Below are 22,206 nucleotides of genomic sequence, written 5' to 3' on the forward strand. Positions count from 1 at the left end.
TTCCATCTTTCCCGGACATTCTAAATTCAAAGTCATGAAAAAATTAATCTTGCTGATGCTCCTCAGCCTGGATGGCTATTGCATTGTAAAATACGACGAAGGCCGGCTGATGATCAACGGGGTACAGCTTCTTCAGGACCTGAAAGACCCTACCGCTTATTACTACCTTCCGCAATTTCCCCGAATCGCCAGAAAAGACGACAACAGCTTCGAATTTCTGTGCATTAAATACGTGAGCAAGGCTAGTAATGAGAATAATGGAGGGATTTTTCATGCGCTCATTGAATTCAGTTTGCCCGACGACATGATCGGCGCCATTGAAACTGAGCTTAAAAAGCAGGTACCGGGAGCCAAAATTGCGGGCCCGGTACCCATGCAGCAGGCGATGGTGGACGGGGAGGACGGTATGGCGAACATCAAGGTCGTTTCGGCGATCATGAATGAGGGCGAGAACAATAAATTTCTGAAAGGAAAGGTACTGACCTCTGCATTTGCTCCTTTCCTGCCTAAGTCCCGTGCAGCCATTGCTGTAAACCTGAATCAGGAAGGCGCTACATTGTTATGGGAGTCGTTTAAAGGGAACACTTCCGACGTATCGGTTTCATTACAAGGATATTACGAGGCTTATGTACAGGGTTACAATGCTTCCGTTTCTGTGGAAGTATCGACATTGTATGCGCATTTCAGCAAGATCATGTCCAATCAGGAAGGGTTTGATAAGTCGCAGATCCGGAAGGTCGTAGATGATCTGCAGCAAAGCCAGGTGATGAAAGTCGAGGTTTTTGACCGCTCGGAAGGGCTGGGTATTAAGGCCGATAACATGCAGAAAATCCTTGATCTGGTCACGGAAAAGCTAACTACCCTACTCTTCGACAGCCAAAATGGGTGGGCAGTATTACCCGAAAAAGAGAAGGCCGTTGAAAAAGGACAACTGGCCGGAAGGCAGCAGGCAGGTTGGCTGAACCGACTTTTTCGGGGTGTTGAAAACAATGCGTATTACACTGACCATCAGTTTGTTTTAAAGGACATCAAAGACATCAGGACGCGTCAGTTTTATCTGAACCTGAGCAAAGCCACGTCCATAAAAGTACCCGTATTCGCTTCCGGGAACCTGAGTGGGCTGTACAATGAGCTTACTACTCAAAGCCCAGATAAATACTTCCGCACTGTGTTTCTGGACGATCCGGATTTTCAGAAACGGGAGGTAGCATTTCAGCTCGACGGTTCTTTCGCGGAGACATTCTCGGATCTGCTCAACTTTGTATCGGTCACATTCAGAAAGGCCTATGCTACTGGTGAAAACGATGTTTCCGAGGACATTGTGATCCGCAAGACCGACGTTGAAAAAGGTTCTGACCTCAAAATTGTGAAGTATCCCCGTCTAGGTTTGAAAGGTGAAAACTGGCTGGACTACCAGTACAAGATCGATTGGAGCCTGAAAGGAAACAACATTTCGATCAGGGAACCGGCTGATAGCAACGGCTGGATCAAGGCAAACGGGTCGTCGGTTATTCTGGTGCCGCCTTTCAAAAAGCGGGTTGTAGAACTGGAATTTGATAAAAATATGATGAAAGAAAGGGGCTACATTTCAGCCAATATCCGCTTTTTCGTCGTGCTCAACAGGCAGCCACAGACGCAGAAAAGTTTTTCCCTGAAACAAAGCGACGCAAGCGCCTCATTGAAATTCTCCCTTTTTCACGATGATAATGAGGCGGTTGCCTATCAAATCACATGGTATGGCAATACGGGAAAGGTGGAGGAAGACTTGAAAGAATTAGCAAGAGGAGAAAACTACCTCTACCTGCAGACACCGGCCACCAGTCAATTACAGAAATGATGAAAACGCTCATCCTATCATTCATTCTCGTACTTACGGGCATACATTACGCAGCCGCGCAACAAATTTCCATTGATCGCGGGATCAAAGCGGGTGGTCTGTGGTGCTTTCCGCTGGCCTCGGATTCGCTGACTTACTACTACCTGCCTGCGTCGGCCAGCCTAGCGACAACGGAAAAAGGGCTGCCTGGGTTTTCGTTTCTGAGGTATGTGACTTTGCAGGAAAATACGTCCGGAAAATCCATTTCTGACGCTGGTGGTGGGGCGGTACTACATTTTCTGGTGACCTACAATACTACTGACGAGCAGGTCCGCAAAGCAGAAAGTATCTTACAGAAAAAAGGCGCTCCAAAGGCTACGATCAAAGGCCCTGTTGTTTTTAAAAAGGCCCGGTACTCGCTGATTTCCTCCACATTGGATCGCGATCAGAGTCACGTGTTGCGGACTGGCGAGGCGCCCGTCCTTGAAAACAGCAGCCTGGCGTTTTCATTTGAGTTAACTCCCGTAGATTCCAAAATCCTGCTGGAAAGCTTCAAAACCGGTACTTCTGATGTTTCAGTGATCTTTGATTTCACATTCGAAGGCCTGACCGATTCATACGACGCCAAGCTGGAAGTGGATTGGGCCAAAACGCATCTCGAAAACTCAGGCGGGGTCACCGCCAAAATCTACTACTTCGGCACGGACGTTCAGATCGAGATCGATAAGCTGATGCGGAAGGAGGCGATCCGGCTCACTACCAGCGGTGAGAACCGTACCATGGAAGCATTGGTGGACAGGGTTTATAACAAAATGATAGAGCTTCTGTACGAACCGGTACGGCCCGAAACAGAAACCAAACCGACCGACGACATCACAGATCTGATCCCGAAAACCATTGCCAATTCGCTTAAAGAAGTGCAGAAAGCCATTCCTTTTGCTCTCAATGCTTCTTACAAAAGGCGATCGACCCGAACCGAGGGTAGCACGGTTTACGACTTCAAAGGGAGGTCTACGATAGAACGGCACCATTTCCTCACATTCAATATCGGTGACATTTACAGCAGGTATGGGGCCGATCCGGCTGTTTTTCGGGATGTTCCATTGTCCGACGAAACATTCCAGCAACGTGAAGTCAGCATTAACATTGATGGCGCCGTTGAAAGGGATTTTAACAATATGGTCAACAATGTCGTGGTCACGCTTCGGAAAATCCACCAGGACAGTTCGGTGACCGTCAAAGAAATTTTGATCAATAAAGAATTTTTCAAAAAAAGCACGAGCCCCTCCCTGTCCTACCTCAACCAGGGCGACCACGACCGGATGCGGTGGCTCAACTACGAATACCAGGTAACGTGGCAATTCCCCGGCGGCGGTCGGCTGGCTTCGGAATGGACAAAGGCAAATTCTCCGGTCGTCAATATTTATCTGCCTTACAAAAGATGGAAGATGGATTTCAGCGGGGACATGAAAAAGCTCGAAGAAATGGGCATAGTGGCCATTTCAGTGCAAGCAAGCTATCCGTTTGCGGGGCTGCAAAAACCTGAACGCATCACGATCAAGCCTCCCGAAAACCTGGAAAGCAGAAACCTGGAAATCACGGTACCGAACGACCAGCAGGAGATCGATTACAGCATTACCTGGATCAGGAAGGACGGTAGTCGGCTTACCCGCGAAGGGAAAGACAAACATGGATTGGTATTCATTGATAATGTGCCTGTTAACTAAATTTTTGACCTATGAAAATACATACTATTGGTCTGTACCTGCTGATTGCAGCAGCGATAGCCCCTCAAATATCCCGGGCTCAGACTTTGGATTACAACAACAAAGTTGAGATCGCCCTGAATGACGGATTGAATATTGTTTTGTTCGGAAAGGCGCCGGCGATGGGCAGTACCGCCATGTCGGGTGAATATTATTACCTGCCTACGAACATCCGGTTGTCCAAACGGGAAGACGGTGTACCTAAGTTTCTATTCATCAAATACACGACCGACGCGAAGGAAACCAATGGCGGCGTACAGGGTGCATTAATGCATTTTATGATGGAATGGGGGCTGACTGCACAGCAAGAACAAGAGCTCCAATCCAAACTGGAACAGAAACTACAAAGCTCGGCGGGTGGTGTGAGGCCGGTAGTAAAAGGCCCGGTGGAACTGGAATCGGGCGAGAATTCATTCAGCATTATTTCTGCCTCGCTGTCCGACGAAAAATCTGCCAAGATCATGCACACAGGACGCGCACCTGCATTCCCTGGCGCTACACTTGCGGCGAGTGTCAAAATGGATAAGTATGCGGCACAGCTCATGTCGACGACTTTGGAAAAAACACGTTCGATCTCCGACCTGAGCCTCAAACTGGATTTGAAATACAAACTCCTGACCCCGTCGGTACAGGGAAGAATCACATTCGACTGGTCGAAACTGGAACAAATGACGCGGTCGGTGAAAGATGAGATCGATGTGGAAAAGAAACGGGTAAGTAGTGGATTTTTAGGGTTATGGTCTTCCAATCAGATCCAGAAAATCACCAGAACCCAGGTTGATAGCCTCAAAAAGCTATTACTAGAAACCAAGGTCGTGAAGGTTGAAATTGAGAAATATCAGGAAAACAGCGCCATTGCGGACAAGCTGATCGAGCATTTTACAGAAATGTTCATCAACTCCATTGCCGATCGAAGCTCAGAGGGATTACCCGCAACTACCCCTACCGAAAGTGCCGATGAGCCAGTCAAAGATGCTGATATACGACATAGCTGGAGCATTAATAAGTCCAAGCTGGAAAGCAAGATCTCCAAGAAGATCGAAACATTTGACCTCGCGCTCAGGACTACCATTTCCTACCCGGTCACCATTGTTGGCAACTTATCGGACTGGTACAATGGCGTGAGACATAACCAGGCTTGTGTGGCGTCCGTCAACCTGGCTGATCCGTTTTTTCAGCATCGTGACATCCGTTTTATACTGGATCTGGAAGCTGAACAGATTTTTCAGCAGGAAGTGAATTATGTAACGGTGTATGTCCGTAAAACGCGAAGCAGCGGCGACCCATTCACAGAAGATATCACCATTGACAGGGATTATCTGAAAAAAACCGGCACGCAGGCGAGCGTCACGTATGCCCGCAATGGTGACAACAGCAATGATACTTACGAATACAGAATGCAATGGAGCTTGAAGGGAAATATCAGGTACCCCGAAAATCCGCCCTGGCTGCGCGGAGAATGGCAGGGCGTGACATTGGGCGCACCGGTGACGCCGCGTACCATTGAATTCGAAGGTGATCTGGAACAACTCAAACTGATGCAGATCAGCCGGGCGGTGTTGCAGGTTCGCTACAAGAAATTCGGAATGGAAACCGAATCGGAGATACCGCTCAGCGCGGCAGGTGGACAGCCCATTGTCCAAAAAATGATCCTCGTGGACCGGGACACGCAGGGATACGCCTACCGGATGGTTTTTACCCACAAAACAGAAGGCAAGCTGGCGCTGGACTGGAGTGCAAAAATCAACGATGGCTACGTCTATGCGAGCATTCCTGAACAGTTCAATGACAAGACTTCGGCTATTTTTCAAAAAGCGGCCGAGGCTGGAAAGATCATCGCGGCAGGTACAGGATCTGAAAAAGTGGTCCAGAAAGGCACGGAAGTGCTCGAAAAATTCAAGGACATCTACAAAGTCATTACTAAATAATTTCTCACAAAATCATGAAAACGTTTGTCAGATTTCTATACATTATTCCGCTGCTCACACTTTGGGCATGCGAGGAAAAGCAGATTGTCGGAGATAGCGCCTGCCCCAGCTGTCCCGTGGTGTCCAAAGTTGATCCGGCTGTGGCGCAGGAAGGAAGCGAAGTAACGGTTACCGGCCAGCGATTTGGCAACGACAAGAGCAAAGTGAGCCTGGAAATCATCACAGAGCCACAAAAAACGGTCATTGCACCCGCCGATATTCTGAGTGTTACCGACACGGAGATCAAATTCAAAGTTCCCGCCGGGCGGCAGGGAATGGGCAAAATTGTAGTGAAAGTAGACGTAGGAACCGAAGTTCTGGCCTCAGACGATGCTGGTATCACCGATAAGCCTGCCGACGTCCTATTTGCTTTCAGTGGGAAAGGGCAGTTCACCATTGCAACGCTTTCCGGGCAGGCTGGCGACGAAGTAGTCATTAAAGGGATCAATTTCGGGACAAGGAAGGAGGACATTGTGATCAAAATCGGGACGGTGAACATTCCGCAGGAGAACATTCTGGCTGTCAGCGATACTGAAATCAAATTCAAAATCCCGAAAGGTGTTCCGGCCAAGGACACTGTGATAGTACTGGTCAGCAATTTCGCTGTCGGCGGTGTGCTGGAATTCACCTACGACGTTCCCAAAATAACCAGTACTCTTTTAAAAGGTGCTAAGGATGAAATTATTACCATTCAGGGCACCAATTTTACCCCGGTAAAAACAGAAATAAAACTATTCATTGGCTCAGTAGAAATCGCTCCGGCCAACATTGAGTCTTCGTCCGACACCGAGATCAAATTCAAGATCCCTAGAAGGACCGGATCTGGCAAAATAACATTGAATATTTCTGATTTTGAGGCACTTGAAAAGCCCGATTTTCAGTATGTCACAACTTATACGGTCGGCACCTTTACTTACACGACAGGCATAGCTGGCACAGATTACGGCTCAGTAAAGGATTTCAAAATCGATACTGCCTCTGGAAGCGATGTTATTTATCTGGGTTACCAGCAACTGCTGGAAAATACTTACATCGTCAGAATTGAAAACAATCCCCAAAGCCCGGCAGTGCCGGTAGCAGTTCCATTTAATCTTCCGCAATTGCTCCTAACGAAAAACGCGCAGGGGAAATACATTATCCCGACTTTCCGCTGGCTCGTGCCGCTCGGCGACAAGATTCTCTGTCACTATTTCACTTCCTTTGGCTCAGAAGAATTCAGGATTACGGAAATAACGAAAAGTCCGTCGACCCCATCGCCCAGGTTCGTAGAGCGGTCGAACAGTGGAATTGAATTTAGCAATGCCACCGCAGCCAACGCGAATCAACTCTATGCAACCCGATATATATCATCGAACGGGCCGGACAATGGTTCCAGCATTTATTCGCTCACCAGAAGTAATACCGCCGGCGCCCGGTTTGCCTATTCGTCCATCTACAACAGTACCATCTATTCCTTTGATGACATTGAGTATTACAATGGACAACTGTATTTATGTGATGCCAAGAACTATAAAATTTATGCTTATCAGCAAGGCAAAGGCAAACTTTGGATGTTTTCAACCATCTCAGGCGGAGGCACATCCACTGCAGATGATACGCCCATAGCCAGCGCGGGGTATCGCGCTCCCACCGACCTCGCTTTTGACATGGCTGGTAATATGTTTATCTGCGATTCGGAGAATAGTATCATTAGAAAAATCAGTAAGCTTTCTTCGGCTCAGCCGCTCGTTTCGACTATTGCCGGCGATCTGAATCTGTCCGGGAAAGTGGATGGCATTGGCAAAAAAGCACGGTTCAATAAACCTACATTTTTGGGTATCGGTAAGGGAGGACGCATATATGTATACGACTCCGGCAATGGCGCGATCCGTGTGATCACACCCGATTAACATTCATTTCAAAAAATAAACTGGTCATATCATGAGAAAATTTCTCTGCGTACCGGCGATCTGGAAAGGTCTGCTGTACATACTTCTTATGCTGAAATTTATGTCTTTTTCAGCTTTCGGGCAGCTCGTGGAAACCAATAAGGTCAATACCAAGACCTCAGAGGTGCAACCAGGGTCCAGTTTCCTCAGCACTGCGTCGTTTGCATTTGCCGGAACTGCGCCATCAGCAAGCATTAAAACTTATAAACTGACTGCGTATATAGGCGAGAGTCCGTGGAATTTCTATTTCTACAACACGGTACCGCTTTATGTTTCCAACCGGGAGGATTCCACGCGTGCATTTGCCAACGACCTGCTGAACCAGCTGGGTGGGCTGCTGAATGTATCGTTGGCGAAAGTGGCCTATTTTGCCAATGGCGGGGATGTCATGAACAAGGATATCAAAGGCGCGCAGCTCGATTTCAGGTTTGGCTCGAAGGTAATGGACAAGCAATACAAGAATGATAAGCAGGCCATTTCGTCTTACCTAATCCCGTCTTTGCAGGGCAGCCTGGATTTCCGGTACTTGATTCCGCTAGTCAAATCGAAGGCCGCAGCGACGGGTACTGCACTCCGCGACAACATTGCCGGGAATTTGTCTTTCCGGATTTTCGGGACTTTTCAACAGATCCTGAACAGAAAACAGTTTGAAGTAGCATTCAAAACACCGAGAGGCAATGTGCCTCCGAATCAGATCATTACCGGAAATTTTGAGGCTAATTTGTTCATATCCAATGAAATATTCATCAGCGCAGGATATGCATATTCCAATCTGATACAACCCGCCAACCTGAAAGTGAATAAGGACAGGACATTTTTCTCGGTTAGTTTTTTGCCAAATCTTAATAAGTAGCCAGCCATGAAAACTTTCATTTACATTGCTTCTATACTGCTGTGCGGCCCGCTGGCCGCGCAGCAAACCGCTCCTGCCAAAGCCGACGCCCAGTTTTTTATGGGCATACTGCTGGACAAGATCATCACCATTGGCACCCTCAAAGCGTGTCCCGCCAAAGACAATCCTCTACAATACTATTACCTGCCCAACAAGCTTCGCATTGCCACGGACGAAACGACCGGTCAGCCTAAATTTTCTTTTATCAAATATGTTACCAATAAACGATCCGACGCCGAAAGCGCCGAGATTAAGGAGGGCGAGGGCGGAGGCTGGGTACATGTGCTGATGGGGCTGTCGGTCAGTGATGAAGACATTTCGGCCGCGGCGTCTGAATTAGCAGGAAAAGTACCGGGCGCAAAGTTGGTAGGGCCTGTGATTTACAGGTCGGGAACGGTCAGTCTTATTACAAAAAGCGCTGCTACCAACGACAAGATCAGGATATTAGGTACTGAAAAAGCACCGGTACTGGACGGAGACTTCATTGCGGTAGGTTTTCCATTGAATGCGACGGATGCGACCATTTTGTGGGAAACTATGAAAGGTCCTAACCCGGATGTGTCATTGAATTTTAACATGACCATTGCGGGCTTGAATTCACCGATAGGTGCTAAAATGGAGGTAAACTGGGACATTGTCAACCAACACCGGATCATGAACCTGGCCCTCGACATGCCAGTTGTGAAGGCCGAGATCAGTGATATGGTCACGGATTTGCGGCAAAATGGCACGATCAAGGTCACTACTGTCGGCAATAAGCCGCTGGATGCTGCACTGATCACAAAAATTGAAAATATGGTCGTCGACCTTTGTTTTTCCAAATCATTGGATTCAAGCAGGTTAGGAAGGTCTTCGAGCAACTATCTGATCAGTCCGGGTAAGGACGGCCAGTCGAGAAGGGACCGCGAACTGGCCAGGGAAAGCATAGAGGACGGCAAGGAAAGAACGCGGCTGGGAGAGGACCTGACCACTGCGAAAACTGAACAAACAGCAGCCAAAGCCGCTGACAAAACCGCAAGTGAAAAGGCCGATGCCACGCAAACAGCTAACATTAAACTGCAAAAGGAAAAGCTGAACAAAGAGGTTGAAACTGCAACAAAAGCATTGGCTACAGCCAAAGAAAAACACGCCGCCGCAGTCACGAAACAGGCCGCCGCAAAGGATAGTACCGAAAAAGCGGCTGCGAAAAAGGAGCTTGCAGAAGCCAATGCAGGACTTGAAAAAGCACAGAAAACCAAAGATAATGCTGAAAAAGCCAGTAGCAATTTTGAAGACAAAACGCAGGCTGAGTCTTTGACTAAAACAAAAAAGGACGCTGATGCAACCGGCAAGGAGGTTGACAAGGCAGCTAAGAAAATAGCAGGACTGGAAGAGGACAAGAAAGACCTGAACGGCATCTCGCTGGCTGATTTTTCGGTGGAAGCAGTATATCACCGCGCCAAAGTGAAGCGTTCAGGGCAGTTTGTACTGGACCTTAACCATTACGACCCTGTTACAATTGACGAACCATTTGGAGGAAATATCGGCAGGATTAATTGCCGTGGGTGCCTGCTGGAAGTCAATACGGCCAGCAGCTTGTACACACAGCGCGAGCTGGTTACCTACCTGGACGGCGGCGCGCTGGCGGATTTTGACAAATACATTAATTACGTGACTGTCAAAATGCGCAAAAAACATCAGGCTGGCGAACTGACTTATGATGAGGTGCGGATTGACAGAAAGAATTTCAATACGAAAGGGAATGCATTCAAAATGATGTACGGCTGGGGAAATGGCGATAATGACCGCCGTAACTGGCTGGATTATGATTACCAGACTACCTGGAATTTTTTCGGCGGGTACACCATTTACCAGGATTGGAAACCTTCGAATGAGAATGTGATCGGCGTTTCTCCTCCTTTCAACCGGTCGGAAATACGGCTCATGGCAGACAAGGAAATGCTGAAAGCGGCTTCGGTACGGGCAGTTTTTGTCAAGATTTATTACAAACTCGGTGATACTGAATATGTGAAAAGAGCCACGATCAGCCCGGCAAGCGACATTTTGCAGCAGCAGGTTGAGATCATCCATCCGAAAGAAGACCTCACTTATTCTTTTGAAACGGAATGGGTATTGAATGATAATACCAACATTAAATCCGGCAAAACCACTTCCACTTCGGATCTGCTGTTCGTGGACGTTTTACCAAAAACCAACTGACATGAAACCGAATCCTGCTATACTGCTGAGCCTGTTGGTGGTCAGTTTCTCGGTAATGGGTCAATATCAGAACCACAGTGGGCTGAAAAACAAAAAATTACGACTGGCAAACGTTGACAATCACCAGACATTTGACCAGGTACAGGGCGGGCTGCCCTCCGAGGAAAAGCTCCCTGACTGGCCTTCCGGAGGTAAAAGTACACGATCGAAGTCGGGCATTGATTCGGCTATTGTACTGGACGATGCGCCTTTGCAGCTGACGGTAATGATTTACTTCTCCGGTGTTTCAAAGGCTAATATCCAGGTTTCAGTAGCGACGGATAAGGCGCAGGCCAAGTCTTATATTGCTTCTCAAATGGTAACCGTGATGGAAGGACAAAGCCCTGCTGAAATTACATTAAAGGCCATTATGCCCGAAAATATGGAAGTCCAGTCCAAATTTTTGTCCGTAGAAATGAAAGATCCGGAACGCATTGCCCAGCAGAAAGACTACATTTTCTCACTGGGAAAACGCTGGACGAGTCAGATCAAAGGCGAAAACCTAGTACAGGTCATTAATCTTGAACCAATCGGATCGGCCGCATCACTGTGGCAGCTCGCAGCCGCCGATCCGCTGCCTAATCCGTCGAAGGCTGCGGCTGGTACAACACCCTCGCTCGCCACCCGCACAGGCATACCTGCGCCTGGGTCGACGGGCGATAAAACCCCTCGCGGCCCATCCAGGCAGCCTTTTTCGCTTTGGGACAACATAAAAACAGACATTGATTTTGAACTAAGCGACATCAATAATATCCGTACTGAAATATATCCGGACATCAATCCTGCTTCTGAAACCTTCTATATTTCGCCGGTTGCCTATAATTTGCGCTGGAACAAGGAGGAGGGCTATCAGAATTTCAAAGTGTTGTATGGGACCAACAATGAGGTGATGTTTCATGCGGGCCTGGACGCGGGGATCACAAGTAAGCAGCTGGAAACGACGAGGTACCTGATCCGCAAGCTGATGAAGGCCCAGAATGTAGAAATGTTATCGCCCAAAATTCAGTTATTCGGCGCGAATACCGCACCTGCGATGTCGTTGAAAAGTGATTTTCAGGGTGTTTTCCAGATCGATCCTTCCAAATTGGATGTGACGGCTCCGACGGATTTTACCAGCCCACTGCAGGTATCGTGGTCTACCGACAACAAGACCCGGGATATGATCGTACTGGCTTTGCAAAACGGTGTGGGATTGAATGGTACCCTCACTTTTGGGACCGATTCCATTATCCGAAAAATCCCCGTTTCCATTGCTTTCAATGACAAACGAAATTACGGAAAAATCATTCTGGAAAAAGGAACCTGGCGGCAAAGCGGATGGCAGAACCCTTTCCCCTACCCTGTTAAGATCCGGTACATGCATGCTTTGCTGGACAATGGCGTTCGGAACGACGGCAGCAACTATATTTATTCGTGGAATTGCAATGGCCCAGTGGCACCGCCTTCGTCACGTGTCAATTTCAATGGTGCCAAGATCCCGCAATGGTTTGATAATAGTAACAAGGTCATTCAGATTTGGCTGGAATACGATATTATGCCTTGTCCGGCATGTACACAAACGCTGTTGCAATCGCTAACCACAGGCCTGTCAGGCAGTTCGGAAAGCAATATTGTATTTCAATCCATGGATTTGGTAAGCAGTCTGGACGCTAAACTGGTACAGGTCAGGGTGAAGTCAACACAGGCCGATCCGGCCCATAATCGTGAAGCGGAGATTTCGGCCAACATTACCAAAGACGGGGAGGATATGAGGATCGGGCCACTTTATCCGGGTCAGGATAAACGCCTTTCGTACCAATATAAAATCATTGTTGTGAATAGCCAGGCGCAAATTGAAACCAGCTGGATCAGCGAAACAAGCCCGCAGGTTTATCTCAACAAAGCGAATCTTGAAAGAATAATGGGCAGACCAATCAAATAATGAAGGCATGCGCACAAGATTTTTCATACTACTAGTCATTCTTGAACTGACCTGTACATATTGCCAGGCGCAGATCAGCTGGGATCAGGCGTTGCTAAGCAACGGGTTGCGAGTGTATCCTGATGTGCAAGACAAACACGTTTACTACTACCCGCCAGCGGGCATGACATTGGTGAAGAACCGGGACGGCGATCCTGATTTTCGAATGGTTATGATGCGTTACACAGGGAGAAAACTAAGCCAGGACAGGCAAAAGAAGGTTTTCAGGAATATATGCCAATTCAAAGTCGCCATTCAAATGCCTGCCAAAGAGAGGCTAGCCGCGATCCGGGCGGAACTGGGAAACGTCACATTGAAACGCATGCCTTTAAACAGCATCGAATCCTTCCTGATCTACACACCGGCGGTACCTAGTGAAAAAGGCTTTATCGTCAGCGGAAACACGGAAGAAGCTTCCAATAACTCCGGTGACGAACGTACATTCACCGTTCAGGTTTCCAATGAAGATGCGCAGATCCTTGAAAAAGCATTCCAAAAGCAGCAGGCGCTGATCAGTGTCGGTTACGCGTTTTTTGCAGAAGGAGTTTCCTCTGAAAATGAGTCTGTTATTGTTCATTCCGGTAAAACTATAAATCCGGAATTTGCCGATTTTCTGCAAGATTTCCGCGATAGTTTGAATCTGAAACCCGTAAAAAAAGTAGTGCTGGCAGGCGCCGGTTCGCAGGGCATTACCCTACCGACAGATTATCAGAAATTCCTCAGCAAAATAGATGTGAATGAGCAGCTCCCGCCGGAATATGCCATGATTGACGTCCGGTGTTATGATTTTAATAATGACTTGCGGACTGATCTGTATGCCAAAAAGATCGAAATAGAAGCGTTGTCCATTGAAAATAAGCCCATTGTGGTTCATGCAACATTTTACCGACGCTCGCCGGACATTTATGTCAAAAATGTACGATTTGACTACGCGGTGCGCGTTGATGCACCGCTACGATACCGTATCACCGAAATTTCCGAGGCAGGGATACCATTTGTAAAAGGCTGGACCGAAAGCAAAGAATGGGGGCCTATCGATATTACCGGAAAGTAGCTATTCCGTACGTTTTTTCTCTCGCACACGTTTCACGATCCTCACGGCTGTCATGATCACTACCGCAAACGCAATCAGCCCGAGCACGCCGTAAAGCCAGTCTACAGTGTTCTTCAAGACCACCAGAAATACAATGGAGAACAGAAATATCGTGGCGACTTCGTTAAAAAGCCTCAGCTGGAAGGATGTAAACCTGAATTTTTCGTCCCGTAGTTCGAGCAGGATTTTGTGTGTGAAAGAATGGTATGCTATTAATCCCAAAACAAAAAGTAACTTTAAACGCATCCAGTCCTGATCAAGCCAGGCAGGTGTAATGTAAAGCATTGCTCCGCCGCATAGTAAGGCGAGCCAGGAAGCCGGTGTCATGATCGCATTCCAGAGCAGTTTTTCCATTTTGGTAAACTGTGCAAAAAGGATTTCCCGTTCCGGACTTGGCTTGTCTTTGGCTTCGGTATGGTACACAAACAGGCGGGGCATATAGAAAAGTCCTGCAAACCAGCTGACGACAAAAATGATATGAAGGGCTTTAAAATGGAGATACGTCATAACGGGAAATTAGTCACTTTGGCGATCCGATATTTCATGTAGAATACCGATCTTTTTGACTTCAAATTTCGTAAATATTGCATGAATAACTGAGATAAAACTTTCTTTGCCGGCTATTCGTTTACTGATTAATAAAATTAGCGAAAACAAAATGACAAGAACCACGATCCCGATTTTCACATTCTTCTTCATGTGTTGCATGGTTGTTATCTCCTGCGCACAATCGGACAAAAAACATAAGAAAAAAATGGACAAGGAAACGGCTGCAACTGCATTGGACGAAAATAACGTGGACACCGCGAATACTGAGATCGCTACTTTCGGGACCGGATGTTTCTGGTGTACCGAAGCGGTGCTCGAATCTCTCGATGGTGTTAAAAAAGTGGTCTCGGGTTACTCAGGCGGCCATGATCCCAACCCCAACTATAAGGATGTATGTACCGGCACCACTGGTCACGCCGAATGCGTGGAAGTTACTTATGACCCCAAAGTGATTAGTTATGCGGACTTACTTGAAGCATTTTTCCGCAGTCACGACCCTACTACGCTGAACCGTCAGGGTAATGATGTGGGTACGCAATACCGTTCGGTAATTTTTTATCACAATGCAGAGCAAAAAAACCTGGCAGAACAGGCCAAAGCAGAGCTGGACAAATCCGGCGCGTACTCCAATCCGATTGTAACCGAGATCACTGGTGCGCAGAAGTTTTATCCTGCTGAGGACTACCACCAAAACTACTTCGCAAACAACCCGGATCAAGGATATTGCGCCTTTGTGATCGCTCCGAAACTGGATAAGTTCAAGAAGGTTTTCAAGGAAAAATTGCGGAAACACATTTGATTTAGAAGGGCAAAGCGCCACTAAAAACCACATATAAAGTCAGAGTACCCGTATAATAAGTATAAATGGCACAAGTTTTGAAGCATTGAAATAAAGGCTTTAATTTGTGCCATAATTATTTTAACAATAACTAATCTATTACGATGAAAAAGATTCTATTCATGTTTTTCGTTGCCTCGGTATTGAGTGTATCCTCAGAAAAGGCATTTGCCCAATTTGAAAAAGGAGATAAATTATTGAATGCAGGTATCAACTTAGGCGGCACTTACGGTGGTGGTGGCATTGGAGTCGGCGCTTCATTTGAAGGCGGCGTACACGATTTCGTTTCCGTTGGTGGTCAGGCTGACTTTACAACCTGGAATTATGGCTATTTTGGCTATAAATGGAGATACAACTTCTTCACTATTGCTGCGAGAGGTTCTTACCACTACGGCAAGCATTTCCTTAAAATGGATAACCTCGATCTATACGCAGGTCCTGCGATCGGATATCGCGTTTCATCTTTCAGCGATCCTGATGGTTATTCAGGCGTTTATGATGACGGATACGGAAGCGGCGTTTTCTTCGGTGTATTTGCCGGAGCGCGTTATTACTTCAAGCCTAACATGGGTGTATTTGCAGAGGTTGGTTACAACGCTGCTCCTGTAAAAGCTGGTATCGCTTTCAAATTCTGACAAATCAGACATTGACACAAAAAAGGCCCTGAAATGATTTTCAGGGCCTTTTTTGTGTATTTACAAATCAGAACTTCATACTCAGCGTCAGGTAACCGGCCTGGCTTAGCGGATTGTAACCCGGTGCAACGCGAATGGTCAGTGGCTCGCCTCTATGGATTAGTTCTCTTCGGATCCTGCTGGCTTTTGACCCATTTTTTCCGGCTTTTATAAACCCTACGGTACCAAAAGTAGCCGCTCCGGCAAAACCTCCGATCATCATCCAGGCGCCTTTGATCGCTCGTTGCTCATCCTGGTAAGTTGCAAAATTGCCATTCGCATCTGTCGCGCTGGCTACTATTCCAGTACCTATTCCCGCTACGATAACGCCTAAGGAGGTTCCTGCAATTCCCATGATCATCCCGGTTTTCGACCTGGTTTTGTAATATTTGTAAATCGACCGCAGGTGATCCGGAGTAGAGTTTTGTACACTTTCTGCAAATTTATTCCTGGGAACAGGCGGTCTCTGGGGTGTAGGCGGGTTTGCGGAGGCTGGTCTGGTAGACTGTGACGGAGAATAATAGCTTGGTACTTCCAGCACTGCTTCAAACGTTTCTACCTCTCCGTTCCCGTATTGGATCGAAACGATCTCACTCTTTTTTAATGTAAAAACCGGTCCTTCCTGATCCGTCAACTTTTTGTATTTGACATTATTCTCATCCACTTCCTGAATGATGACTTCCAGCTTACTATCATTTCTTAGTGTAATAATGTCCGGCTTCCTCGTCGTTTGTGCAATGGAAAAATGCACGAAACCGGCCAGCATCAATACGATAAGAAACCAGCTCTTCAATAGTAAAATTAACTTCATGGCGGGAGTAATATGATTGTTTTGTTCCTGAATGAAGTAATAAATTTACTTTTATCAAAACGACAATCGTAAGGTAAGGCGTCCGGATTTATTAAACGGATCAAAACCCGGGCTGATGTGCAACTGGCTGAGCGGCTGGTCTCTTCTTTCCAGTTCTGTTTTGACTTTTTCTGCTTTGGCGCGGTGACGTTTGTAATTGCGGAAACCCACCAAACCTAAAACGCCGCCCACAACAGGCCCTGTAATTGCAAGCGACGTACCGATGGTCTTATTATCGGGACTGTCACCTGTACTTGAAATGATAATACCGGAAATCAATGTAGCCACGGCAACCGAAGTAAATACAATAGCACCCGTTTTTCCATCAATGGACCGGTCTTTGTGGTACTGGTATTTATCCCTCAGCTGATCCGAATTCGCCATTACTACACTCCGTTCAAATGCGTCAGTAGGCAGGTTATTCTTGTCAGCCCATTGCCCGACGCTGTCAGGAGGTACATGACCGATCAATACTGAATCCCTTACATGAATGGTTTTACCATTTTTGAGCAATACTTTGGCCACTTTGTCTAAATAGATGTATGCCTTTGCACTGTCGGCCGTACCCAGGTCGCGGTAGTTGATCTTCTCATAGCTCATTTGGGTTATAATGGCCTGAATTCTTGAACTGTCGCGCTTGACGATCACGTCATTTTTTCGGCCTGTCTGCGCTTGTGAGAAGCTGGCTGATAGGGATACCACGACGCATGCTATGGGCAGCAGTCTTTTAAATGTGTGTAAAAGCATAATCATAAAGTTAGGATGATCGATAGGATTGGTTAAACGTACATAAACTTTCCTAAGATGTCCTAAAAAATTATGCTACTACATTCCAAACTTGTTTAATTGTTTCACAAGTACCTCAAAATCTTTGGGATACGGTGCCTCAATGCGCACCGGATCACCATTCATCAAAGCAAATGACAGCGAATGAGCATGAAGCGCAACGCGCTGAATAAGAGGCTGTTCCTCTGTCTCTTTCTTCAAGTTAAACTTGCGTTTCAACGTCGAAAGAAATATCGGTTCTCCACCATATTGGGGGTCACAAACAATCGGTGCTTTGAGGCAGGAAAGGTGTATCCTGATTTGGTGCATACGACCGGTAATGGGTATACATTCCACTAAAGTATATCCCCGGTACACCTGCAAAGTGTTGAATATGGTTTCGGCCACCTTACCTTCTACTCTGTCAATTTTTACGGCAGTACCGTTTTTCAAAGCAAGAATAGGCAGATATACTGAAATTCCTTCCAGATTATGAATACCGTTCGCTACCGCGTGGTACCGCTTTGTCACCTCTCTGTGCTCAAACTGCATGGCCAGGTGCCGGTATGCTGCTGCATTCTTAGCAAAAGCCAGTACGCCGGAAGTCTCTTTGTCGAGCCGGTGTGCTGCCTGGAGTTCGGGATTGTATTCTTTCGCGAGCCGCAACACACTGCCTCCCCTATCCGCCGTCCTTTCATCCAATGTTGCAAGATGTGGCGGCTTATTTACCAATAAAAAATCCTCGTTTTCAAATAATATGAGGTCTTTGAAATTAATTTTCATAAAATGTTCTAATAAAAATAATCCGAATGAACTACCTTTTAGTAATTCATCCGGATCCACTCTGCTGTTATATCTGTCTCTGAGCGTTTTCTTTTACAAAGGTAATTAATCTGAATGTCAATAGTAATGTTTGCAAATATTCCGTCCTCCCTAGACCAACGCACTCACTTTCGTCGGATTAGGATTGATCGTGTCGGATTCGACGAGGCCGTCACGTAAACGTACAATCCGGTGGGCGTAGTGGGCAATGTCCTCTTCGTGCGTAACCATTACGATTGTATTTCCTTTGCTGTGCAGCTGATCAAACAGGTCCATAATTTCATGAGAGGTTTTGCTATCAAGGTTACCAGTCGGCTCATCGGCTAACAGAATACTGGGATCATTCACAAGCGCCCTCGCAATGGCCACACGCTGGCGCTGCCCTCCTGAAAGCTCATTGGGCTTATGACCCGCACGATTTTCCAAACCAACGTTTTTCAATGACAACATAGCCTTTTCAGTCCTGTCCGACTTGCTCAAACCCGCATATATGAGCGGCAAGGCCACATTATCCAGCGAAGACATTCTGGGCAAAAGATTAAATGTCTGAAAAACAAAGCCAATTTCTTTATTCCGTATCTCCGCCAGCTCGCTCTCGGTCATGTCACTCACATCCTTATTATTCAGCACATATCTACCCGTAGAAGGCGTATCCAGACACCCGATAATATTCATCAATGTAGATTTCCCAGAACCGGACGGGCCCATAAAAGCCACGTATTCTCCCCTATTCACAGAAATAGTCACGGATTTGAGCGCGTCGATTACTTCGCTGCCCATCACATAACGCTTCGAAATTTCACTGGTATCTATGATTTTCATGTAAAGAAATTTTCAGAATGGGGGAAAACTTTTAACGGATTGTGTCTTAAATTTATTCAGGACGAAGATGAAATCCTGCGATAATGGCCGTGGACATATAAGGCGGTCAGGATAATAGCAGCCGGAATGTCCTCGTTTTCTATTGCTCCTTCATTTTTCCAGAAGCTTTTCAGTTCGAAACTGGCGGTATCAGTTTCACTGCTCACTACCCATTTCTTTCTGGTCCAGGAATTAAACTGCCAATGATAGTTAAGATCCTGGTAGGTAATCGTGGCTGTACTTTTCAAGTGATTGTAATGAATGCTTCCCAGTACCGTGCTTCCTTCAATGTCCCTGATCTCGGTCGTACGTTTCCAGAATCCTTTGGTTTTAAACCGGAGCAGATTACCGTGCAGTTCTCCGTATCCTTCTTCCTTCCAAAGGGTTGTTTTCAATAGCCCGACTATTAATTTATCCCGGAAAATTCGGCATTCAGTTCCGCTGAAATTTGATTTCCAGGATAAATTCATAGTTGATGAAGTGTAATCAAGAAATAATAGCTAAAATATTAAATCACTGAAATTCCGCCCTTTGTTTTTCGATAAGAGCCCGCATGGGTTGATAGCGATTCAAAAATCGCTGATAATCGGCAGGTGCCGCGTATTGCTGTACTTTCGCTTCCCCCTCATTTCCCTGACTTACTAATCCCTGTTCCAGACTCAAATACGCATATTGCTCCCAAAGTTGTGGCGCATATTCATTAAATCGCAATGCGTCCAGCACCAATTTATATGCTTTTGCCGTCTGCTTTTTCCTTCTGAAATATTCCGATGCGGCAGATACAATGTCCTCGTCAAAAGGATTCGACCTCACTGCATTCGCAAAGTTTTGATCCGACGGTGAGGTGCGGACTACCTGGATCAGCGAATCGCCGATGGATATGGGCTTCGCTCCCGAAAATAATGTCTGTTTCAATTGTTCTACCGCTGTGTTCTTTTCCTTTCCCTGAATTTTATCCAATAAGATAACTGCGATCTCTTTCTTGTCAGACAAGGCATTGGCCACTGCCATGCCTATTGTCCCCTCAACCCCCTCCACGACCGATAATGATTCGATTGCCTTGTCATATAGTCCCAATTGCAATAACCAATGTCCCAGTACCTTATTATACATGTTCCCTTTTTCCCCATCTTCACCCGACCAAGAGGAAAGCGTTTCCAATGCTTTGATTTTGTCCCCGCTATAAAATCCGGGATAAAGCGCCGCAAAGCTCAGGTCCTGCGAAAGCAATGGATTTTTGACAGCCAATTTTGGTAACAATGTCGATAATGTACTATCCTGTCTCGCCTGATTGGTCGCATAGTTCAATAGGTATGCGAATCCAGAAACGCTGAGGAGCGAGTCTGCTGGTACGGACTCTTTATTAAAATTTTCTTTGGAAAATTTTTGCCGTAAATTCTGTACTGCAAGCCAGTTGGCCTGCCAGGAAAGATAATCTTGCTGCTCACTTCCCGCTGCAAGCGAGTCCAGCAAACCTGAGTCTGTACTTTTCGCCATGATCGCCAGCAAGTTGGTTGCAGGAATTTCGGGGCGATGCGTGCTATTTTTTGCCTTATCGATATAGTAGTATGCCGAGTCCGCAACATTGGTTTTTGAATAAAGCATTCCGAGGTTGTTCAGTAACTCTCCGCTTTTAGGAAAATGACGTATTCCTTCCTGCAAACTATAAACGGCATCAAAAAAGAGATTTTCTTCCACCAGTATCCCGCTCAATCCCACATAAGCCTGGGGAGAAGGGTTTTTGAGCAGCGATTGTCTGAAATAATACGCTGCTGCATTACGGTCCCCTTGCCTGAGCGCCAATGATGCCAGTGCGTAGTTTGATTTATGATTTTGAAATTCCTGTTGTAATGCGAGTTTGTAGTATTGCTCAGCCAATGGAAACTCCTCCGTCTTAGCGTGCAAATCTCCCAATCCATTAAAATATCCTGCAATCGCCTGATTAACCGGCAAGAGTTTTTGAATTGAAAATAATATAACGAGTCCTGCGAAACCAAATAACCTCGTTTGCGTAAGTCCAAAAGTCAAAGGTTTATATAGTACCTTATAAACGGCGAGCTTTTGCTGAAACAACTGGTAAAAATTGATCAGTACGTAAAATAGAAACAAGACATTCATGGCCAGCTGCCCCTGAACCACCACATCTTCCAATGTTTCGAGCACGGGATCATTAGCCGTACCCGCCATCAAACCTGCGAATGCTATCGCGATGATAAACAAGCCCAGATACAGCCAAAAGCCAGTACTTCTAAATGGAATCAGCCCCTCAGTAGAATCAGCACGCCTTCTGAAACCCCATAACCCGAGTACGCCGGCGGCCATGGCCAGGTAAACAGGGCTTATCAAAGTAATGTCCCAATCGATCTGTTTGGTGTTTCTCAGGTACATTAATAATAGCACCACCAGGTATAATACACTGATGACTATAAAATTCGTCAGGCCCGATCGCCCTTTCACCAGGGAGCCGCTGGTACTCAGCCAAACGAGCCCTGCCATGATCTCGGTGGAGCTGACGAGCAAAAACATGACGGTAATGAATAGCCACAACGGAAATGAATATACCGCAGACGCCAAAGCCGGAAATGGAGTAGTTGATGCCAATGCGATCAATAAAACCAGCAGACCCGACGCAGCTGATATGCCCAAAATTCGCATACTAATTCCTGAATCAGGTCTGAATGCCTGGAAATAGTAGGTTACTCCCCCATATAGCACTACCGCGATCAGAAAAAAAGTACGATTTCCTTCTCCAAAAACGCCGAGTGTTTCCAGTCTTGAAAAGGCTAGGAACAGAATGAAAGCGATCATTCCGCCCAGGTACCAGAATCTCGACATCGTAGTCAATGCGGCCAGGATCAACGAAAGACCGATTAATGCAAAAACCCAAAACAGGTTTACTGCCCATGCGTCGACCTCCATCACGGAGGCCATGAAGCTTTCAGTAACCAAATGAGAGGGTGTCGAAATGCCGTACTGCCATTGCCCCAGCTGCAAAATATCTACGACGGCAGTGATTTCGGAAAGCTCGCTGACCACATTCCAGCGAATGACATTACCAAGAGGGTCAAAGCTTTTGACAACAAAAAAAACAATTGCCAATACTATTACTGTCAAAGCCGCGATCGTCATCCGTCGTTCGGAAGCCGACCACACTTTCCAGAAAAAAAACTCCTTCATAAATTTCGTT

General features: G+C 46.5%; 17 protein-coding genes. 10 read left to right on the plus strand and 7 right to left on the minus strand.

What is annotated here, in order from left to right:
• The first annotated feature begins 34 nt into the window (after positions 1-34).
• The 8 genes from ON006_RS24775 to ON006_RS24810 are packed head-to-tail and all read left to right on the plus strand — an operon-like array spanning position 35 to position 13,621.
• Complete coding sequence (locus ON006_RS24775) at positions 35-1,837, plus strand: hypothetical protein (RefSeq protein WP_244822708.1); 1,803 nt, start codon at positions 35-37, stop codon at positions 1,835-1,837.
• Positions 1,834-3,543, plus strand: coding sequence for a hypothetical protein (locus ON006_RS24780; protein WP_244822709.1), 1,710 nt, complete (start codon positions 1,834-1,836; stop codon positions 3,541-3,543). Before ON006_RS24775 ends, ON006_RS24780 begins: the two co-directional genes overlap by 4 nt.
• Positions 3,544-3,554: 11 nt before the next feature.
• Positions 3,555-5,510, plus strand: coding sequence for a hypothetical protein (locus ON006_RS24785; protein WP_244822710.1), 1,956 nt, complete (start codon positions 3,555-3,557; stop codon positions 5,508-5,510).
• 14 nt (positions 5,511-5,524) lie between these two features.
• Positions 5,525-7,438 (plus strand): IPT/TIG domain-containing protein, encoded by a 1,914-nt coding sequence (locus ON006_RS24790; protein ID WP_244822711.1) that lies wholly within the window; start codon positions 5,525-5,527, stop codon positions 7,436-7,438.
• Positions 7,439-7,469: 31 nt separating this feature from the next.
• A complete protein-coding gene (locus tag ON006_RS24795) occupies positions 7,470-8,330 on the plus strand; it encodes a hypothetical protein (RefSeq protein WP_244822712.1) in 861 nt (286 codons plus the stop codon).
• 6 nt (positions 8,331-8,336) lie between these two features.
• Positions 8,337-10,568: a hypothetical protein gene (locus ON006_RS24800; protein WP_244822713.1), complete on the plus strand. Its 2,232-nt coding sequence runs from the start codon at positions 8,337-8,339 to the stop codon at positions 10,566-10,568.
• A 1-nt stretch (position 10,569) separates the two neighbouring features.
• A complete protein-coding gene (locus ON006_RS24805; protein ID WP_244822714.1) occupies positions 10,570-12,528 on the plus strand; it encodes a hypothetical protein in 1,959 nt (652 codons plus the stop codon).
• Positions 12,529-12,535: 7 nt separating this feature from the next.
• Positions 12,536-13,621: a hypothetical protein gene (locus ON006_RS24810; RefSeq protein WP_244822715.1), complete on the plus strand. Its 1,086-nt coding sequence runs from the start codon at positions 12,536-12,538 to the stop codon at positions 13,619-13,621.
• On the opposite strand, the gene ON006_RS24815 is transcribed toward ON006_RS24810, so the two are convergent.
• Complete coding sequence (locus tag ON006_RS24815) at positions 13,622-14,167, minus strand: CopD family protein (protein ID WP_244822716.1); 546 nt, start codon at positions 14,165-14,167, stop codon at positions 13,622-13,624.
• 151 nt (positions 14,168-14,318) lie between these two features.
• On the opposite strand from ON006_RS24815, the gene msrA reads away from it, so the two are divergent.
• A complete protein-coding gene (gene msrA, locus ON006_RS24820) occupies positions 14,319-15,008 on the plus strand; it encodes a peptide-methionine (S)-S-oxide reductase MsrA (RefSeq protein WP_244822717.1) in 690 nt (229 codons plus the stop codon).
• Positions 15,009-15,151: 143 nt separating this feature from the next.
• On the plus strand, positions 15,152-15,682 hold the full coding sequence (locus ON006_RS24825) for a hypothetical protein (RefSeq protein WP_244822718.1): 531 nt from the start codon (positions 15,152-15,154) through the stop codon (positions 15,680-15,682).
• A gap of 67 nt (positions 15,683-15,749) precedes the next feature.
• Here ON006_RS24825 and ON006_RS24830 read toward each other — a convergent pair whose 3' ends face one another.
• The 6 genes from ON006_RS24830 to ON006_RS24855 all read right to left on the minus strand — a co-directional run bounded on the left by ON006_RS24830 (position 15,750) and on the right by ON006_RS24855 (position 22,196).
• Entirely contained in the window at positions 15,750-16,532 is a 783-nt protein-coding gene (locus tag ON006_RS24830) for a hypothetical protein (RefSeq protein WP_244822719.1), read from the minus strand.
• A gap of 54 nt (positions 16,533-16,586) precedes the next feature.
• A complete protein-coding gene (locus ON006_RS24835) occupies positions 16,587-17,318 on the minus strand; it encodes a hypothetical protein (RefSeq protein ID WP_244822720.1) in 732 nt (243 codons plus the stop codon).
• Positions 17,319-17,396: 78 nt separating this feature from the next.
• The gene (locus ON006_RS24840; protein WP_244822721.1) at positions 17,397-18,119 is read right to left on the minus strand and encodes an RluA family pseudouridine synthase; all 723 of its coding nucleotides are present in this window, start codon (positions 18,117-18,119) and stop codon (positions 17,397-17,399) included.
• A gap of 150 nt (positions 18,120-18,269) precedes the next feature.
• Positions 18,270-18,980, minus strand: a complete 711-nt coding sequence (locus ON006_RS24845) for an ABC transporter ATP-binding protein (RefSeq protein ID WP_244822722.1) — start codon at positions 18,978-18,980, stop codon at positions 18,270-18,272.
• 56 nt (positions 18,981-19,036) lie between these two features.
• Entirely contained in the window at positions 19,037-19,414 is a 378-nt protein-coding gene (locus ON006_RS24850) for a hypothetical protein (RefSeq protein ID WP_244822723.1), read from the minus strand.
• A 118-nt stretch (positions 19,415-19,532) separates the two neighbouring features.
• Positions 19,533-22,196, minus strand: a complete 2,664-nt coding sequence (locus tag ON006_RS24855; protein ID WP_244822724.1) for a tetratricopeptide repeat protein — start codon at positions 22,194-22,196, stop codon at positions 19,533-19,535.
• Positions 22,197-22,206: the final 10 nt, after the last annotated feature.

The organism is Dyadobacter pollutisoli (assembly GCF_026625565.1).
GTDB classification, from domain to species: Bacteria; Bacteroidota; Bacteroidia; order Cytophagales; family Spirosomataceae; genus Dyadobacter; species Dyadobacter pollutisoli.

Bases quoted from the DNA above. Each gene is read 5' to 3' on its own strand.
- ON006_RS24775 (WP_244822708.1), top strand. From the start codon at position 35: ATGAAAAAATTAATCTTGCTGATGCTCCTCAGCCTGGATGGCTATTGC.
- ON006_RS24780 (WP_244822709.1), top strand. From the start codon at position 1,834: ATGATGAAAACGCTCATCCTATCATTCATTCTCGTACTTACGGGCATA.
- ON006_RS24785 (WP_244822710.1), top strand. From the start codon at position 3,555: ATGAAAATACATACTATTGGTCTGTACCTGCTGATTGCAGCAGCGATA.
- ON006_RS24790 (WP_244822711.1), top strand. From the start codon at position 5,525: ATGAAAACGTTTGTCAGATTTCTATACATTATTCCGCTGCTCACACTT.
- ON006_RS24795 (WP_244822712.1), top strand. From the start codon at position 7,470: ATGAGAAAATTTCTCTGCGTACCGGCGATCTGGAAAGGTCTGCTGTAC.
- ON006_RS24800 (WP_244822713.1), top strand. From the start codon at position 8,337: ATGAAAACTTTCATTTACATTGCTTCTATACTGCTGTGCGGCCCGCTG.
- ON006_RS24805 (WP_244822714.1), top strand. From the start codon at position 10,570: ATGAAACCGAATCCTGCTATACTGCTGAGCCTGTTGGTGGTCAGTTTC.
- ON006_RS24810 (WP_244822715.1), top strand. From the start codon at position 12,536: ATGCGCACAAGATTTTTCATACTACTAGTCATTCTTGAACTGACCTGT.
- ON006_RS24815 (WP_244822716.1), bottom strand. From the start codon at position 14,167: ATGACGTATCTCCATTTTAAAGCCCTTCATATCATTTTTGTCGTCAGC.
- msrA (WP_244822717.1), top strand. From the start codon at position 14,319: ATGACAAGAACCACGATCCCGATTTTCACATTCTTCTTCATGTGTTGC.
- ON006_RS24825 (WP_244822718.1), top strand. From the start codon at position 15,152: ATGAAAAAGATTCTATTCATGTTTTTCGTTGCCTCGGTATTGAGTGTA.
- ON006_RS24830 (WP_244822719.1), bottom strand. From the start codon at position 16,532: ATGAAGTTAATTTTACTATTGAAGAGCTGGTTTCTTATCGTATTGATG.
- ON006_RS24835 (WP_244822720.1), bottom strand. From the start codon at position 17,318: ATGCTTTTACACACATTTAAAAGACTGCTGCCCATAGCATGCGTCGTG.
- ON006_RS24840 (WP_244822721.1), bottom strand. From the start codon at position 18,119: ATGAAAATTAATTTCAAAGACCTCATATTATTTGAAAACGAGGATTTT.
- ON006_RS24845 (WP_244822722.1), bottom strand. From the start codon at position 18,980: ATGAAAATCATAGATACCAGTGAAATTTCGAAGCGTTATGTGATGGGC.
- ON006_RS24855 (WP_244822724.1), bottom strand. From the start codon at position 22,196: ATGAAGGAGTTTTTTTTCTGGAAAGTGTGGTCGGCTTCCGAACGACGG.